We start from the raw sequence: 16,194 nt of genomic DNA on the forward strand, positions 1-16,194 counted from the left end.
CTAACAGAAGGGATGGGGAACGAGGTGGAGATCGGCGTCGGTCAGGTCGCCCGTGGCGAGACCCGCACGCTGGTGGGCGGTTCGCAGGCGCGGCATGGTCAGCGCCCGCTGGCGGCCCCAGCCGAAGTCGATCGGCAGCAGACCCGGCGTGATGGTGCGGACGGTGGTCAGACCGAGCCGCGCCTGCTCGGGGGTGGTCTGGTCGACGACGATCAGGTCGCATCCGGTCGCGATGATCTCGGCGCCGAGCCTGTCCAGGTCCTCGCGTACGTCGGCGGTCCTCGGTGTCGGCTCGTAGACCTCGGTGAACGGCAGCACTCGAGCGGGCTCCACGAACCGGCGGGCGTGCGCGACCGACCCGGTGTGGGCGTAGAGCAGCGCGTGGTCGCGCATCGTCACGACGTTGTCGAAGTCGGCGGCCAACCGCTCGATCCGCGCGCGCTGGTGGACCGCGTCGGAGCGCAGGTGCGGGAGGTAGGTCAGAGCCTCGGCCAGCGCTGCTGCGGCGGCGTCCGCTGGATCCAGAGCCGCCCCGGCGGCGAAGGAGAGCGTGCCCGGCCCTCCGTCGAGGCGTATCGCCATCGCGGTCACGACCGGGACGGGCAGGTCTACTCGGCTGTCGACGAGACGAACCTCGTAACCATGCAGGGCGGCCCGGTGCAGCAGGTTGCGCACTGCCGGCACCGGCAGGGTCGCGGGGTCGATCCCGGTGACGGGACGGCCGGCGTACCAGCCGAGCAGGAAGGCGTCGCGTTCGACCAGTTCCAGCAGCCCGTGGAGCACCGCCTCCTCGAGACAACTGCCGGTGGCGCAGCCGTTGGAGCACTCGAAGACGAAGTCGTCACCCCGGGTGCGGCGACCGTAGAACGTGGAGCGCGCCGGAACCAGGATCGGCCGGTCGTCGCGCAGCGAGTGACCCTGGACCCAGGCGATCTGCGCGGTGGGTGCGAACCGTTGCAGGACGGGGTCGTGCCGGTAGGTGGCCTCCGGATACTCCCCGCACTCGCGGGGGTCGAGGGCGGCCAGGCCCCGTTCGACGAGCTCGTTCAGCGATGCCAGCACGGGTGGGTGGCCGTTGCGCTGGCGGGTGCCGGCGTACCGCTCGAGGCCCTCCAGAAGTCCGAGATCGCGGCTGGCGGCGAAGGTGTCGGACTTGCCGCTCCAGCCGATGTCGTTGACGCCCTGGAGGCCGCGCTCGACGAAGTGCCCGCTGACCGCCGCGGTCGTGGGCGCGATCAGGTCGCGGAACGTCGCGGGACCCAGTACGCCGCACACGGGGTTGACCAGCGCTCCGGTCGGCAACGCATAGTCCGCAGCCGGACGCAGCCTGGTGCCGGTCGTGCCGGTGGGCTTGGGGCGCGATCGCATCCGGACCGTGGGCGTGCCGTGGTTCGCCCGGTGCGCAGGGCACGACGGCTCGGGCAGCAGTTCATGGGCCTCGACGCGCAGCGTGACCAGGTCGAGGCGGAGCACCGTGCCGGTGGCCGGCGCGGACCGCACCAACGCCCAGGCCGCGTCGGCCACGAACGCGGTCGGCAGCGGCCAGGCACCGGCGGCCGTCTGCGCGGCGCCGGTCTCCAGCGCGTCGCGCTCGGGGATCGACCGCAGCCGCTGCCATCGGATCGCCAGGCACAGCCCGCACGCCTCTCCCCTGCCGGGGCCGACCAGCACCGCGTCGGCGGCGACGTGGACGCCGGCCGAGGGCCGCAGGTCGCGGAACCGGTCGCCCGTGCCGGTGACGTCGGCCCCGCCCAGTGGCACCACCACCGGAGCCGCCAGCCCGGCGGCGTGGGCCCGGTCGGCGAGTCCGGCTTCGAGGCTCATCGCTTGGCGTCCCACCGGAAGACGCGCAGCAGCACGAGCGAGAACACCACCGCGAAGCCCAGCAGCGCCGCGCTCGAGGTGGCCACCGTGGCGCCGGCGTCCGTGCCGTTGAGCGCCGCCATGGCAGCCTCGTTGAGGTAGGTCAGGGGCAGGACTCGCGAGATGTCCTGGAGGTAGTCCGGCATCGCCGCGAGCGGGATGAAGGCACCGGAGAGGAAGGCCATCGGAACCATCAAGATGTTGGACACGGCGGCGACCGCCTCCGGCGTCTCGGCGTACGTGCCGATCAGCGCGCCCACCGCCAGGAACGCCATCACCCCGCACACCAGTACCGGCACCAGCAGCGGCCAGGTCCGGGCCGGGCTCAGCCCGAACGCCGGAAGCATGGCGACCCCGATGAAGAGCGCCACCTGGCAGGCCGCGATCGCAAGCGTGATCAGCAGCCGGGCGCCGAGCACCGAGGGCACCCTGGTCGGGGTGAGTCGGATCAATCGCAACAGGTCGTCCCGACGCCACTGCATCAGCGTGAACGCGGTCCCGAACACCGCGGCATTGGCCACGCCCCACGAGAGCACCCCGGAGGCGACGTACTGGACGTAGGGAACCCCCTCGAGCTCCTGGTCGCGGTACATCGCTCCGAAGAGGACGAGGAACGCGAGCGGGAAGGCGAAGGTGAAGAACAGTGAGGCCTTGTCGCGCAGGTAGGCCCGCCAGCTCGAGGTGGTCAGGGCGATGGTCGCGCTCATCGTGGGTCCTCCGATCCGATCCGGTCGAGGTAGACGTCCTCGAGGGTGGGTGTGCGGGTCTGTACGGCGCTGCGCCCGACCAGGTCCTCCAGCGCCGGGCGCACGACCTCGGGCCGGTGGGTCTCGATGACCACCGAGGGGCCCTCCCTCGTGGCGGTGAGGACGCCGGGCACGGCCCCGGCCTGCTCCGGAGCGAGAGCCTGACGCGGCACCACGAGCCGGGTCGGCAGCCCGGCCTCGTCGATGAGCTGGTACGGCGCCCCGAGCGCGACGATCCTGCCCCGGGCGATGATCGCGACCCGGTCGCAGAGCGCCTCTGCCTCATCGAGGTGATGGGTGGTGTAGACGACGGTGCGCCCGTTGGCGTGCAGGGAGCGCAGCACCGCCCACAGCTCGCGCCGCGCCTGCGGGTCCAGCGACGCGGTCGGCTCGTCGAGGAAGATCAACTCGGGGTCGTGGACCAGCGCCGAGGCGATCGCGAGCCGCTGCTGCTGGCCCCCGGAGAGTCGCTCGGCACGCACGTCGCCGGACTCCTCGAGCCCGACCAACTGCAGCGCCTTCTCGGCAGCGGCCGGTCCGTAGCCGTACAGGGCTGCCACCGTGCGCAGGTGCTCGCGCGCGGTGAGCCGGACGAAGAACGCGGCGGTCTGGGTCTGCACGCCCAGGCGGGAGAGCACTGCGGTGCTGCGCGGCCACGGCGAGGCACCCAGCACGGAGACCGCTCCCCCGTCCGCCCGACGCAGGCCGACGGCGACCTCGACCAGGGTGGTCTTGCCGGCGCCGTTCGGTCCGAGTAGCCCGAGGAACTCCCCCGGAGCGACGCTCAGGGTGACCCGGTCGACGGCTCGTCGCTCGCCGTAGGTCTTCACCACGTCGGTCAGCTCGAGCACCGGCCGCTCCGTGCGATGCGCCGGGCGGCTCCCGCCCTCGGCCGGGTCCTGGCTGTGCTGCTGGGTCTGGGTCATCGGATGGGTCCTCTCTGGCGGGGTCTCGGCGCGGTGCCGGCCGGGCGTCGGCGCGGCGGGAACAGGTGCAGGCGCCGGGGCCGCGACCCGGCGCCGGGCCAGCATTCGGGCGGCGAGCGCACCCAGCACGGCGAGGCCGAGCACGGCGACCGCCGACCACAGCCAACTGCCGGTGAGCAGCTGGCCGAGGAGGACCAGCAGCGCGAGGGTCGCGGTCGCGGTGAGCACCCAGAACACGGCGAGGGCCAGGTAGCACCAGCGAACCCAGGACGGGTACCTGGCCACCAGCGGGTCCCGTCGCCCGAGGAGCACCACGAAGGTGAGCGTGTGCCGGGCGTAATCGGTCAGCGAAAGCGCATGGCCGAGCATCCGGTAGCCGTCCATCGGCGGGAGCGGCAGCGCGTTGAACAGGGCGTGCAGGCTGAAGAAGAACAGGATCGCGCCGAGGGTGTCTCGGGTCGGTCCCGGGTCGATCCGGGACCAGACCAGGAACACCGGCAGCAGCAGCGCGAGCTCGACCACGACCCCGGCGGCGGCGATCGCGACGTGGGCCCTGCGGCGCGGGAGGTGGAGATAGCCGTCGGTACGGCAGTAAGGGGTCACCAGCGGCGGGGTCCAGCGCACCCCGATCTCCAGGACCGGAACGCCGTAGCGACGCGCGGCCAGGCCGTGCGCCGCTTCATGGAGGGCCACCGCCACCCAGGTGGCGAGGCAGACCAGCAGCAGTGCACCGGGTCGGTGAAGAACCCGGCCGGCCTGACCCGTCAGCTCGTCGAGCCGGGTGGCCAGGACGAACTCCATGACAAGGATCGCGGCCAGCAACGGCACCATGAACCATGCCGACAGCAGCGGCCGGAGGGGCCGCAGGACGGCGTCGAGCATCGCGCCGGGTCGGCGAACCAAGGGGATCGATCTCCCCCAGGCACGCCCGCTCGGCTGCGGGGCAGCGGTCTCCCCCGAGTCCCGGGCCACCGGCTGCTCGGCCGGGTCGCCGGCGAGCAGACCGCTGCGTTGCAGGGTGCCGAGGATCCGGCCCCAGTTGGCCGGTCCCAAGCCCTTGCCGAACTCGGCCTGATAGTCGACGCCGATCTCGGCCAGAGAGCGGGTGCCGTCCAGCCGCACGATCAGGAAGTGCTCCTTGACGCCGACCTCGAGGGTGCGCGCCCCCACCCGGACCATGTGCACTCGCGCCGGTCCGCGGTGCTGAGCGGGTCCGACCACGGCGTCCGTCCGGAGCCGCGGCCGGGCGTCGAGGAGTCCGGTGGCGGTCATGGGGACACCGCCGTGGCGGAGAGTGAATCGCGCAGGGCTCGGGCGAGCAGGGCCGAGAGGTAGGCCTCGTCCCGGATCGTGATGTGCAGCCGGTTGTTGGTCATGTGGAGATAGGGCGACAGCAGCCGCACCCGCGCGTCGGCGGGGTCGGTGACGACCTCGTCGCGGGTGCGGTCGCCCGAGCGGAACACCAGCCGGCCCTCCTGCGCCAGAGCGGTCGCCCGTTCGCGGAGGTCGAGACAGTGGCAGGCCCACCCGGCGAGGTAGTCGGGCAGCCGATCGAGGTCGCCGGTCGTGATCGCCGCGCGGACCATGTCGACCCGGGCCCGCAGACCGGGGGTGTCCTCGTAGCTGGTGCCGTAGTCGACCAGGTCGGTGCCGGCGAAGGTGCGCCGCCAGAACCCGTGATAGCGCTCGAGGTAGGCGGCCAACTGCTCGCCGTCGGGCAGGAAGGACGCGGCCATCACCATCATCAGCTGGGCGGCGGTCCCGAGCGCAACCGTGCGGACGTGGACGTTGAGCGTGCGGACCGCGTGGAGGACCTGGTCGCTGGAGTGCTGGAAGTGCCATTCGGCGAGGTCGACGCCCGCGGGGCCGCCGTACTTTCCGTACTCGGGCTCGTAGGGCTGGTAGGCGAAACTGTTGTTGGGGCGCACGTTCATCCGACCGTCCGACCCGACGTATCGGTCCCGGTCGACGTCTTCGAGCTCCATGTCGAACAAGGTGTTGTAGAGATCGGAGAGGAAGCCGGTCTCGACGTTGTACAGGGCAGGACGTCGCTCGAGGAAGCCCGTGATCGCCGCCTCGGCGCGGGCCCGTACCTCGGCACCGGCAGCCGCGGTCGCCGGACGCAGCCGAAGCCGCACGTGCGGACCCTCCAGCCAGTAGTTGATGAAGAAGTGGCCGGCGAGCAGACCATCTGCCTTCAGGTCGTCGACCAGCGGACCGAGGCATTGGGCGAGCAGTGGCTGCGGGCTGGCTGCGTAGTAGATGTGTATCCCGAGCCAGTCGCCCGGCGAGGTGTGCCTGGTGGTCACGTCACGCGCTCCTTCGTGTGGTGCTGAGTGTTCGGATCCGCTCGACCGCGACCGTCTCCACGGCGTACTCCGCGACGTGGCGGCCTGCGCCCGAGCGGACCGTGGCCCGGTCCGGGTCGGGCAGCAACTCGGTGATCTCCACCCGCGAGTCCGGATCGGCGAGGAAGCCCCGGAACGAGGCCAGGGAGAGCTCGCTGGCGAGGTCGAGGAACTGCGGCTTGGGCCGGCGTCCGGCGGCGCCCTCGGGAGGATGGACCCTGGCGAAGACCCGGACCGGGAGGCCGAGCCGGGCGCGCCACCGTTGCCAGGCCAGGAACTGCTCCGCGGAGCTTCCCGTCTCGGCGGGCAGGTCCCGGACGCTCACCGTCCAGGAGCGACGGGCCAGCACCAGCGGGCCCATCCGCAGCCGCGGCAGTCGGACCGATTCCAGGGCGCCCGGTACGCCCGCCCAGGGCTCGAACCACAGCGTGGCGGAGGGTGAGAGGAGCAGCAGTGTGCGGGCGATCGCGGGCAGCGCCTGCGGCAACAGGTAGCCGAAGTAGACCGGCACCACCTCGACGCCGAGTCGGCGCGAGCGCAACACCAGCCGGTCGAGATCGGGGTCGTGCTCGACGACGAGGTCGGCCAGGTCGATGCGTTGCTCGGGCGGTGCCGAGCTGGTCTCACCGGGGCAGACGATCTCGTGGTCGGTGAGCCGGTGGTGGAGGTTGAGGTTGGTGGTCGCCGCGCCGCCGGTCACCTCCGCGAGCACCGTCCCCGGCGGGGTGAGCGCCCTGGCCCGATGCCGGAGCCGCTCGACCAGGCCGTCCCCGGCGAAGCAGTGGGTGAACCGGCTGAACGGGAAGCCGAGGCCGCCGTAGACCTGGTTGAGCACCATCTGGTCGCCGTCGGCGGGCTGCAGGAAGTGGGTATGGGCGGTGAGCCCGTCGCTCTCCGCGACGAGCTCGGCGGCGACGGCGTCGACCAGGTCGGCTCCGACCTCGACCTCCTCGGCCTCGGGGTGCTCGGCCAGGACGCGGCCGAGGCCCTCGGCGAAGACCCGGCGGGCCCGGTCGAGCGCGGCGACCCGGCGATCGCCGAGGAAGTTCGGATCATCGACGAGTCGACCGGAATCGTCGACACGGGAGTGGCGCGAGACCCAGGAGAGATACTCGTCGTAGATGTCCTCGTGGAAGTCGTGCACCAGGCGCAGCAGGTCCTCACAGCGCCCCCCTACTCCGTGCCGGGCGACGAAGAAGCCCCGCAGGGTGAGCCGGTGGCGCCTGGTCAGGTCGAAGGCGGGCAGCACCCGCTCCAGGGTCCGCAGCGCGTCGGCCACGCTCTCACCGGACCAGGGCAGCGGCGTTCGGGTGGCGCGGACGTCCTCATAGATCAGGGTGTTGGGCAGGTCCTGCGGATCAGCGCCGAGGGATGTCATCGCGGCGCCGAGTCCGCGCCGCAGCTCGGCGAGGAGGGTACGCCGCCGCGCAGGTGTCGCCGTCGGGTAGTCGTCCAGGCACTCCACCGGGTGGTCCAGCGCCGTGGCCAGCTGCCGGGACCAGGGCCGGTCGAGTTCGCGGAGCGCGTCGCGGAAGGAGCGCAGCGGGTCGACGGCATGGACGTTGGTGGCCAACACGGGCACCTGGAGCAGACCGAGCTCGAGGAGTGCGGTGACGTACTGCTCGCACTCCTGCGTGGCGGCGCCGAGTCGCGTGGCCAGGCCGGAGACCAGGTCGCGGTGGAGCAGGGCGGGGCCGCCGTCGGCCAGCGCGAGGATCTCCTCCAGGATGTCGCTGCGACGTAGGAAGAAGAGCTGGTCGCGCGCCGAGTCGAAGGTGACGGTGGCCGCGGTGTCACCGGCGCGCAGGGAGCGACGCACGTAGCGGACCCGGTCGGAGTCGCGCCCCCAGCCGGAGGCCGGACGCACCGGCAGGTCGCCGCGGCGGTCGGGGTCGGCAGCGATCGCCTCACCGAGCCTGGTCAGCGCGACGACATTGATCCGGACGCTGCTGGTCCATTCGGTGGGCACCTGTGGGTCGGTGTCCGGCGCGGCGACCTGCCCGAGAGCCACCCCGGTGAAGGTGCTGAACGGACTGGGCTTCGCGACGCTTCGGGACAGGTAGCTGACCGCCGACCGCTCCACCTTGCGGGCCCGCTTGGCGGGCGCGTCTGCGGACGCCCCGACATAGGCATCGATCTGTGCCTCCAACCCGGGTGAGGCGAGCAGCAGGCCGGCGCGCAGCCGGGGCTCGGCGAGCAGGCGGCGCAGCGCTGCCCGGGAGGCCGGGCCCTCGGCGGCCAGGTGTGAGTCACCGAGGGCCCTCAGCTCGTCCAGGCGCGCCACCTCGCACAGATGGTCGCCGACGCGGTCGCGCAGTCTGTCGTCCAAGGGGGTGTCCAGAGAGCCCAGCAGGGCCTCCAGATCGGTGATCCCGGGCATCCGCAGATTGAAGACGTCGCGGCGCAGCCTCAGCAGCCGGGCGCGCTCCGACTTCTCCTCGAGGCGTACGACGAGCTCGCCGAGCGCCTCGGCGAGGGCCGCAGCCGCGGCGCGCAGTCGCACCTCCTCGGCCAACACCCGCTCGGCCCAGGCGAGCGTCTGCGGACAGCGCAGCCCGGCCAGCGTCTCCACGGGCAGGCCTGCGACCCGCACCATCAGCTCGGGGGTCAGGGTCCAGTCGTCGGGCTCGGTCATCTCATGCACGCAATCTCGTAGCGGAAGTTCGCGGACCCGGGCCGTTCGGCGCCGAGCATCATCACCAGCAGTGGTGCCTCCCCGTCGGCGAGCCCCAGCCGCTCGACGTACGAGACGTTGTCGAAGCCGAGAGCGACGCCCACCCCCAGGTCGACGGCTGTGGCGGCGAGGTAGAAGTTCTGCGCGATGGCGCCGATGGTGGCGTTGACGAGGCGGTAGCCGCGCTCACCGACCGCGTCGATGACGGCCGCGGTCCGCATCGTCGGTACGACGACCGCGCCGGCCTGCTCCAGGTTGTAGTTCTCCAGGAAGTAGTTGGCCTGCAGGAACTCCCCCGGCGGGGTGGGGTCGAGTTGTCGCAGCCGTCCGTCGTGGTACCGATAGGTGCCGGGGGGCAGGCCGTCGACGTGGTTGACGAAGACGTAGTGCCCGACCAGATCTTCGCCGGCGACCTCGTCGGCGGCGCGGGCCGAGGCGGCCAGCGCGGTCGCCAGCGCGGCCGCCGGCATCGGGGTGCGCGCCTCGAACCGGCCGAAGCTGCTGCGTCGGGCGCGCAGGGCGGTGCGCAACGGCTGGGTCAGGTCGGCCGGGTCGCGAAGCGGCATCTCGATGCCGGAGCTCGGCGGTGACACCCGGGCCCGGTTCAGGGCGTCGGCCCCCGGTGCTCCGGAGTGCTCCTGCCGGGTGGTGTCCTGCATCCGGCGCACCGCGTCGAAGTCCAGCACCCGGCGGGATCGCTCGACGTCCTCGTGGACGACCCCCGGGATCTGCCCCGGCTCGGGGGGCCGGGTGCCGGCCCACGGTGGCGCGACGGCTCGGGGTCCGGTCCAGCGCAGCGGCAGCACGGCGAAGATCCCCTCCCGATCATCGACGCCGAGCAGTCGGGCCAGCCGACGCTCGTCGAAGAAGATCCGTGGCCTCGCCTGCAGTCCCGCGGCGCGCGCCCACGTGCGCATCGCCTGGGTCGCCGCGCCGACATCCATGCTGACCGCGTGGAAGGAGAAGTTGTTGTACTTGAACGCGTTCTGCCAGTACTTCACGCCGAGCACCAGGAAGTGCTCCTCCTCGCTACCCCCGAGGGCGCGGCGTACCTCGCCGGTGACGTCGCCCAGCAGCAGCGGGCGCAGGGCGTGCTGGTGCGGCGCGTAATGGTGCACCCCGGGCAGGACGGGTCCGCCGCGGCCGGCGATCCAGTAGATCGTGACCGGGTAGAGGCCTCCGCCGGAGGCGGCGCCTCGGTGCCAGTTGGCGTGGGTGTAGCGCGGGAGCGCCGCGAGATCGGTGTTGGCCTGGACCGCCAGCCGTCGGCCGAGGAGTCCATAGCAGTCGCGCAGCATTCCGCCGAGCGTGGCCACGGTGAACCCGCCGCCGGCCGCTTCGCCACCTTCCTCGCCGAAGAGCGCCTCCTGCACCGTCCCTGCGCCGGAGGTGGTCGGCGCGGCGTCGGGCAGTGGAAGCGACTCGAGGCCCGGGTAGTGCTTCCACTTGCGCGGCCGGTCGGTCCAGTCGGGGGCGAATCCCAGCGGAGGCATCGGCACCCGGCCGCGGCGCAGGATCGCGTCGGCGTACTCGCTCGCGTAGTTCATCGTGGCTCTCCTCAGGGGAACGGGTGCGGCACCCGGTGCAGGTCGGATTCGGTGAGCGCCCGGTCGCACAGGCCGGCCTCCCGCGGCGCGGTGCGGACCCGGTCCATGTGCAGGGCTCGCTGGCGGTCCCAGCCGAAGTCGATCGGGACCAGGCCCGGCACGATCACGTTGACCGTGACCAGCCCCAGCCGGCGCTGCTCGGGCAGGGTCTGGTCGACGACCACGACGTCGAATCCACGGCCGGTCACCTCGCCGAGGCACCAGACGAGGTCGTCGCGCAGGTCGTCGTGGAGAGGTGGCGCATCGGGGTACGCCGCCGCCAGCGACCGGACCGGCGCGGACCCGGCGAGCAGCCGCTCCGCGTGCACGGCCATCTCGGGGATGCCATAGGCCAGAGGGTGGTCGTGGAGCTCGGCCACCTGGTCGAAGTCTGAGCTCATCGAGCGCAGCCGGGCCTCGTCCTCGGCAGTCCGGCGGCGCAGGTTGACCGCATCGGTGGCTATCTCGCAGAGCGCGGCGGCCGCTGCGGCCTCCGGGTCGGGGCTCGACCCTCCGCCGACGCAGAGTGCCCCCAGGCCACCGTCGCGGCGGACGGCGACCGCGGTCACCACCGGGATCCGCAGGTCGATGCGGGTGTCGAAGAAGCGCGCGTCGTAGCCGTACATCGCCAGCCGGTCGACCATCTGCCGGGTGGAGGCGCGACGGCTCGTCCCTATGTCCAGTTCGGGCAACCGGAGGCCGGCGTACCACGCGATGAGAAACGCATCGCGCTCCACCGCCTCCAGCAGCCCGTGCAGCACCGCCTCCTCCACGCAGGCACCGGTCGCGCAGCCGCTGGAGGTGGACTGCACGAAGCGGCGTTGCTTCACCGGGGTCTGATAGTGGGCCAGCACCTCCGGCACCCGCACCGGCCGGTGGTCGCGCAGCGAATACCCGCGCACCCAGCGGATCGGCCGGGCGGGATCGAACCGGTCGATCTCGGGATGCGCTTCGTAGAAGTCGTCGGTGTAGAGCCCGCATTCACGGGGGTCGAGTGCCGTCACGCCGAGATCGACCAGGTCGTCCAGGGCTGCCGTCGTCGCGGTCGCCGTACCCGTTCGGTCGCTCCGCGCACGGATGCCGGCGTACCTCTCCAGACCCTCCAGGATCCCGATCCGGGTGCTGTGCGCGTAGCTGTCGGCGTGGCCGCCCCAGTGGGTCGTCCGCAGATAGCTGCCCGAGCGGGTGGTGAAGCCGCCGGCCGTGGCGGCGGTGGTCACCGAGCAGAGGTCGGTGACCACGCCCGGGCCGACCGCACCGCACACCGGATTGGCGAACGCGTCGACCGGGAGCTCGTAGGCGAGCAGGTCGCGGGTCCGGAAGAGGTCGTGCGCGAGTTTGGGGGCAGGACGCAGCTCCACGACCGCGAGCTCCACGTGCTGCGCGGGGTCGCCGGACTCGCACGGCTGGGTGGGCGGTGCACATGCCGGACACTCCGGATCGGCCACCAGTCGGTGTCGGCGTACGGCGAGCCCATCCAGGTCGACGGCGTGGACGGACGGGTACGTCGCGTCCTCTCCCCCGGCCGGGTCGGTGCTCAGTGCTGCGGCGATGGCAGCCAGGTGATCCGTGGCGAACGCTGTCAGCACCAGCGGCTCACCGGCCGGGTGCGTCGCACCGCCCAGCTCGAGGGCGTCGCGGAACTCGGCGGGGCGCGCGGCCTGCCAGCGGCGAGCCAGGCATCGCGGGCAGCCCGTGACCGGTCCGACGATCGCGCCGTGGCCGATCAGGTGCACCGGAACCGCTCCGGACCAGTCCTCGTCCCCTGAGACGAGGTACTCGTCGCGGCCACCGAGCACCTCGACCCGGACCCGCGCGTCGCTCCCGCTGTCCGGCGCGAGCGCCGTGAGCCGGTCCGAGACGCGAGTCTGCACCGCCGTGGCGGTGGCCCGCCACATCTCACTGCCCATCGGAACTCCTGCGCAGGACGACTCGCGCCACCCGCAGACCGCCGGCGGCGAGGTCCGGAGCCGGCAGGTCTGCGGCGAGCGGCTCGAGGCCGACGGCCCTTGCCCGGTCGAGGACCTCGGGGAAGGTGCGGACCAGTCCCGGGCGGGCGGCGATGTCGCCGCCGACGACGAGGGTCTGGGGCGCCAGGTCCGTGACCCACGGATCCCCGGTGTCGACCGCGTCGCCGCCGGGCAGCGTCGCACCGAGCTGGACCCGACCGCACAGGTCGCGCAGAGCGGCGACCGCCGCCGCGCGCCAGGACGTGTCCGTCGCCGCCGCCCACAGTACCTCCCCGGCTCGGGTGGTCCCGCGGGCCAGCAGGGTCGGCGCGGGCCCGTCGCCGAGCTCGAGCAGCTCGACCCGGGCACCGAGGCTGTCGGCCGTGCGGGCGAGGAAGACCAGGATCGGGTCGGTGTCATCCAACGGCGTACGGACCCGCCGCACCGGCACCGTGCCGTGCATGGCCGCACGGAGCGCCTCGAATCCGAGGGCGGACACGAGTGCAGCGCCGCGAGCCTGGTCGGGGGTTGCGTCGATGCCGAGCCCCCCGCCACCGGCGATGAATGTCCGCGCGTGGTTGAGGCGGGAGCGCGGAGCCATCGCCGCCGCGGGCACCCGCAACGTCGCGCCGGTGATCAACGAGGTCACCGGCACCCAGGCCTCGACCTCGCCCACCAGACCGGTCGCGGTGGCCAGCGTCTCGACACCGGCCCGCGGTACGTCGGCGGCGTCGTCCGCGAATGCGGAGGCTGCCGACACCGCACCTTCGACGACGTGTTCGGCGTACACCGCGGCGGCCGCGGTGAGCGCCGCGAGCCTGGCGCCTGCGACGTTGTGGAGGTCGAAGGCGGCGATCCGGCGGCGTCGCCCCGGTCCCAGGCCCACCTCGACGGTGCTGACTCGGAGCGGGGTCTGGGTGAGCAGGTCGTCGTCGAACCTGGTGAAGACGCCGACGTGCGGGCTGACCAATGCCGTACGCCGGGTCAGGGCGGCCAGCGCCGCTTCAGACTCGGGGCTGCCCGGTTCCGGCAGCGGCCGGCCCGGCACGACGCTGGTCGAGGGTTGGGCGAGGTCGACGCCGGCGACCGCCGGGGCGGCAGGGCCGCACACCGGGCACGCCGGGTGGGCTCGAAGTGGCTCGACGGCGACATCGAGGGAGTCGGTGTCTTGGACGATGACCCTGTCGATGGTCTCGGCCGGCAGGGCGCCGGTGGCGATCCGGAAGATCTCGTAGCTGAGCAGGTTCCCCACCATCGCGGCGATCGGCCCGCGCGGCCACGGGGCGGACCCCGACGCCTGGCCCGCGGCCCGCGTCCACAGATCGGCGGCTGCGCCGGCATCGCCGTTCGCCCCCAGCCGGAGCGCGGCGCACACCCAGCAGCCGGTGCTGCCCGTTCCCATCAGAGGGCCGACGGCGACCTGCCCCCCGGCCTGCCACACCGGCAGCAAGCGGCGCTCCCGGGGAACGCCCGCCTCGACCAGTGCGAGCAGATCACGCAGCCCTCGGCCGCCCCGGGTCACCACGACGAGGTCGAACTCCGCCAGGTCCGACCACGACGGGCGTTCGGCGAATGCCGGCCTCGGGACCACGTCGACCGGGCAACCCGACTCACGCAGACCCGCCACCTCGGCGGTCAGCTCGGCGGTCAGCTCAGCGGTCGGGCAGCCGGTGCCGTCGATGACGGACGGCGCCACCCCGACGGCCGCCACGCCGTTGCGAAGCAGGCTGAGGACCGCCCATCGGGCGATCTCGTCGTCTCCCACCACCGCGACGCGGGTGTTCCGCCAGCGTGCGAACCGTTCCTCGGCGTCATCGACGTGATGGTCGACGTACGCGATCTGGGCCTCGAACCGACGACGCACCGGGTCCTCGAGCACCGCCTCGCGTGACGGGTCAGGGGCGGGCACAGCGCGAGCGAACCCCCGCTGGTAGAGAGTGCGTACGAGGTTCTCGACCATGGCGCGCTGGGTGTCGCCGAGCCGGGTACACAGTTCGCCGACGGTCACGCTGCCGTCGAGGTGCGGCACCACCAAGGTGGCGAATCGGTACGCGCTGCGACCATGGAGCCGGAACCCGGTCTTCGCGTCGTGGAACAGCACGCCCTCGGGCACCCGGCTGTAGAGCACATCGCGGCGCACCCGGGGTCGGGTGGTGAGCAGCTCGATGCTCTCGGCGCTCGACTCGGCGCTCGTCTCGGCGCTCGACTCGGCGCTCGACTCGGCGCTCGACTCGGCGCTCGCGTCGGCGGTCCTCGACTCGGTGGTCAGGCTCATCAGCGTTCTCCGGTGTGGTTCGAGGCCTTCGCGAAGAGTCGCAACAGGCCGTGGATATGGAAGTGGCCGGGCCGGTCCTCCTCGAGGAACCCGGCGTCGGCGAGACGGTGGAGTGCGGCCGAGGGTCCACCCGGCGCGCCGCTGAGCACGCCGGCGGCGTCGGCGCCCGAGAAGCCTCCGGCCGTGACCGGGTCGGCACCGAGCCGGAGGAACGCCTCGGCCAGGGCGGGCTCGAGCCGGTGCAGGGCGGCCCCGAGCACACCGGTGATCGCCAGCCGGTTCTCGTGTCCCACCGAGAGCCGCTGGACGGGATCCTCCTCGAGCCAGGCGACGAAGTCGGCGACCGAGAGCAGCGGCCTGGTCAGTAGCCGGGTGGCGGCGATGCGCAGCGCCAGCGGGAAGTGGTCGCACAGCTCGGCCAGACGGGCGGCGGCATCAGCCTCGCGAGCGACCCGGTCCACGCCGAGGACGTCGCGGATGAAGGCGGCCGACTCTGCCGGCGTGAACCGGTCCGGTCGGCGTACCCGGGCGCCGTGGGTGGCGACCAGACCCGCGAGGCTGAGCCGGCTGGTCACCAGCGTCGTGTCGGCCGGCCCGGCGAGTTCGCGGGCGATGTCCGCGTCGACGACGTCGTCGAGGATGAGCAGGCGAGGGGCATCGGGCTCGTCCGGCGCGGCCTCGGCCTGCAGGTCGCTCATCGGCCGCGGGGTGCCGTCGGGGTGGGTGGTTCGGATCGCCAGGCAACCGCCGGCGAAGCGATCGCGGAGTTCGCCGGCGAGGTGCAACGCGAGCGCGGTCTTGCCGATGCCGGGTGGCCCGGACAGGACCACGGTGACGCCCTGGGTCTCGGTCAGCAGTGCGCTCAGATCGGCGACCAGGTCGGCCCGGCCGACGAACGACGGGGCCGACCGCGGAGCGGGCAGCGCACGCCGCGGGCTCGGCGTGGTCACAGCCACGTCGGCCACGGGGGTGCCGAGTTCGGAGCCGCGGAGGATCGCGAGCTCCAGCCGCCGGAGGGCGGGGCCGGGGTCGATGCCGAGCTGGTCGCGCAGATGACCCTTGATCCCGCGGTACTCCGCAAGGGCCTCGGCCTGTCGTCCGGTGCGGTACAGCGCCTCGATCAGCTGCTCCCAGAACCGCTCCCGGTCGGGGTGGGAGCGGGTCAGGTCCCACAGTTCGGCCATCACCTCGCGGCAGCGACCGAGCGTGAGGTCGATGTCGATCGCCCGTTCGTGCGCGGCGAGACGCTCTTCGACCAGACGCGGCACCTCATCACGGTGCAGGAGATCGGAGTCGACGTTGCCCAGCAGCGGACCTCGCCACTCGTGCAGCGCCTCACGCAACATGCCGAGTTCGGTGGGCAGGTCGCCCTCCACGCGGGCGGCAGCGACCAGGCCCCGGAACCGCAGCAGATCACAGGTCCTGGCATCGGCGTCGATCCGGTATCCCCCGGCCTCTGCCCTGACCGTGTCGTACGGCAGGCCCTCCTCGGCCAACGCCCGGCGCAGTCGTCGTACGCACGTGTGCAGGGCGGCGTTCGCGGCCAGGTGCGGCTCGTGGTTCCACACCGCGGCCTTGAGCCGTCCGGTGGAGACGACGGTGTTCGGCCGCAGCAACAGCGCCGCCAGGAGCGTCGTCGGCTTCCCGGCCGGCAACAGGCGCGTGTCTTCGCCGCGACCCAGCGCGACTGGTCCGAGCACCCGGAAGACCTGCGCCGGACCCGAGGGCTCAGCCAGCAGGGTGGACCGAAGACTGCTGCTGAGCTGTTCCATTCCGCACTCCGGTGTCCTGTCGCCGACGCCGCCGACCAGAGCCCGGTCAACGCCA

General features: G+C 72.7%; 9 protein-coding genes. All 9 read right to left on the reverse strand.

Annotated features, from left to right (window positions below):
* Genes G515_RS0116870 through G515_RS22065 form a run of 9 tightly spaced genes read right to left on the reverse strand, consistent with a single transcriptional unit; the run spans position 1 to position 16,139 of the window.
* Positions 1-1,824 carry a TOMM precursor leader peptide-binding protein gene (locus G515_RS0116870; RefSeq protein ID WP_051218510.1) on the reverse strand — a complete coding sequence of 608 codons (1,824 nt, stop codon included), beginning with the start codon at positions 1,822-1,824 and terminating at the stop codon, positions 1-3.
* Positions 1,821-2,570 (reverse strand): ABC transporter permease, encoded by a 750-nt coding sequence (locus G515_RS0116875; RefSeq protein ID WP_028661093.1) that lies wholly within the window; start codon positions 2,568-2,570, stop codon positions 1,821-1,823. The genes G515_RS0116870 and G515_RS0116875 overlap by 4 nt, the downstream gene beginning before the upstream one ends.
* On the reverse strand, positions 2,567-4,807 hold the full coding sequence (locus G515_RS23660; RefSeq protein WP_211221070.1) for an ATP-binding cassette domain-containing protein: 2,241 nt from the start codon (positions 4,805-4,807) through the stop codon (positions 2,567-2,569). Before G515_RS23660 ends, G515_RS0116875 begins: the two co-directional genes overlap by 4 nt.
* Complete coding sequence (locus tag G515_RS0116885; protein WP_028661095.1) at positions 4,804-5,844, reverse strand: lantibiotic dehydratase C-terminal domain-containing protein; 1,041 nt, start codon at positions 5,842-5,844, stop codon at positions 4,804-4,806. The genes G515_RS23660 and G515_RS0116885 overlap by 4 nt, the downstream gene beginning before the upstream one ends.
* A 1-nt stretch (position 5,845) precedes the next feature.
* On the reverse strand, positions 5,846-8,518 hold the full coding sequence (locus G515_RS22055; protein ID WP_036555904.1) for a lantibiotic dehydratase: 2,673 nt from the start codon (positions 8,516-8,518) through the stop codon (positions 5,846-5,848).
* Entirely contained in the window at positions 8,515-10,104 is a 1,590-nt protein-coding gene (locus G515_RS0116895) for a SagB family peptide dehydrogenase (protein ID WP_028661096.1), read from the reverse strand. Before G515_RS0116895 ends, G515_RS22055 begins: the two co-directional genes overlap by 4 nt.
* Before the next feature lie 11 nt (positions 10,105-10,115).
* The gene (locus G515_RS0116900; protein WP_051218511.1) at positions 10,116-12,053 is read right to left on the reverse strand and encodes a TOMM precursor leader peptide-binding protein; all 1,938 of its coding nucleotides are present in this window, start codon (positions 12,051-12,053) and stop codon (positions 10,116-10,118) included.
* On the reverse strand, positions 12,043-14,367 hold the full coding sequence (locus G515_RS23665) for a TOMM precursor leader peptide-binding protein (RefSeq protein ID WP_051218512.1): 2,325 nt from the start codon (positions 14,365-14,367) through the stop codon (positions 12,043-12,045). Before G515_RS23665 ends, G515_RS0116900 begins: the two co-directional genes overlap by 11 nt.
* Complete coding sequence (locus G515_RS22065; protein ID WP_084653672.1) at positions 14,367-16,139, reverse strand: AfsR/SARP family transcriptional regulator; 1,773 nt, start codon at positions 16,137-16,139, stop codon at positions 14,367-14,369. The genes G515_RS23665 and G515_RS22065 overlap by 1 nt, the downstream gene beginning before the upstream one ends.
* Positions 16,140-16,194: the final 55 nt, after the last annotated feature.

The organism is Nocardioides insulae DSM 17944, from assembly GCF_000422825.1.
GTDB lineage: Bacteria > Actinomycetota > Actinomycetes > Propionibacteriales > Nocardioidaceae > Nocardioides > Nocardioides insulae.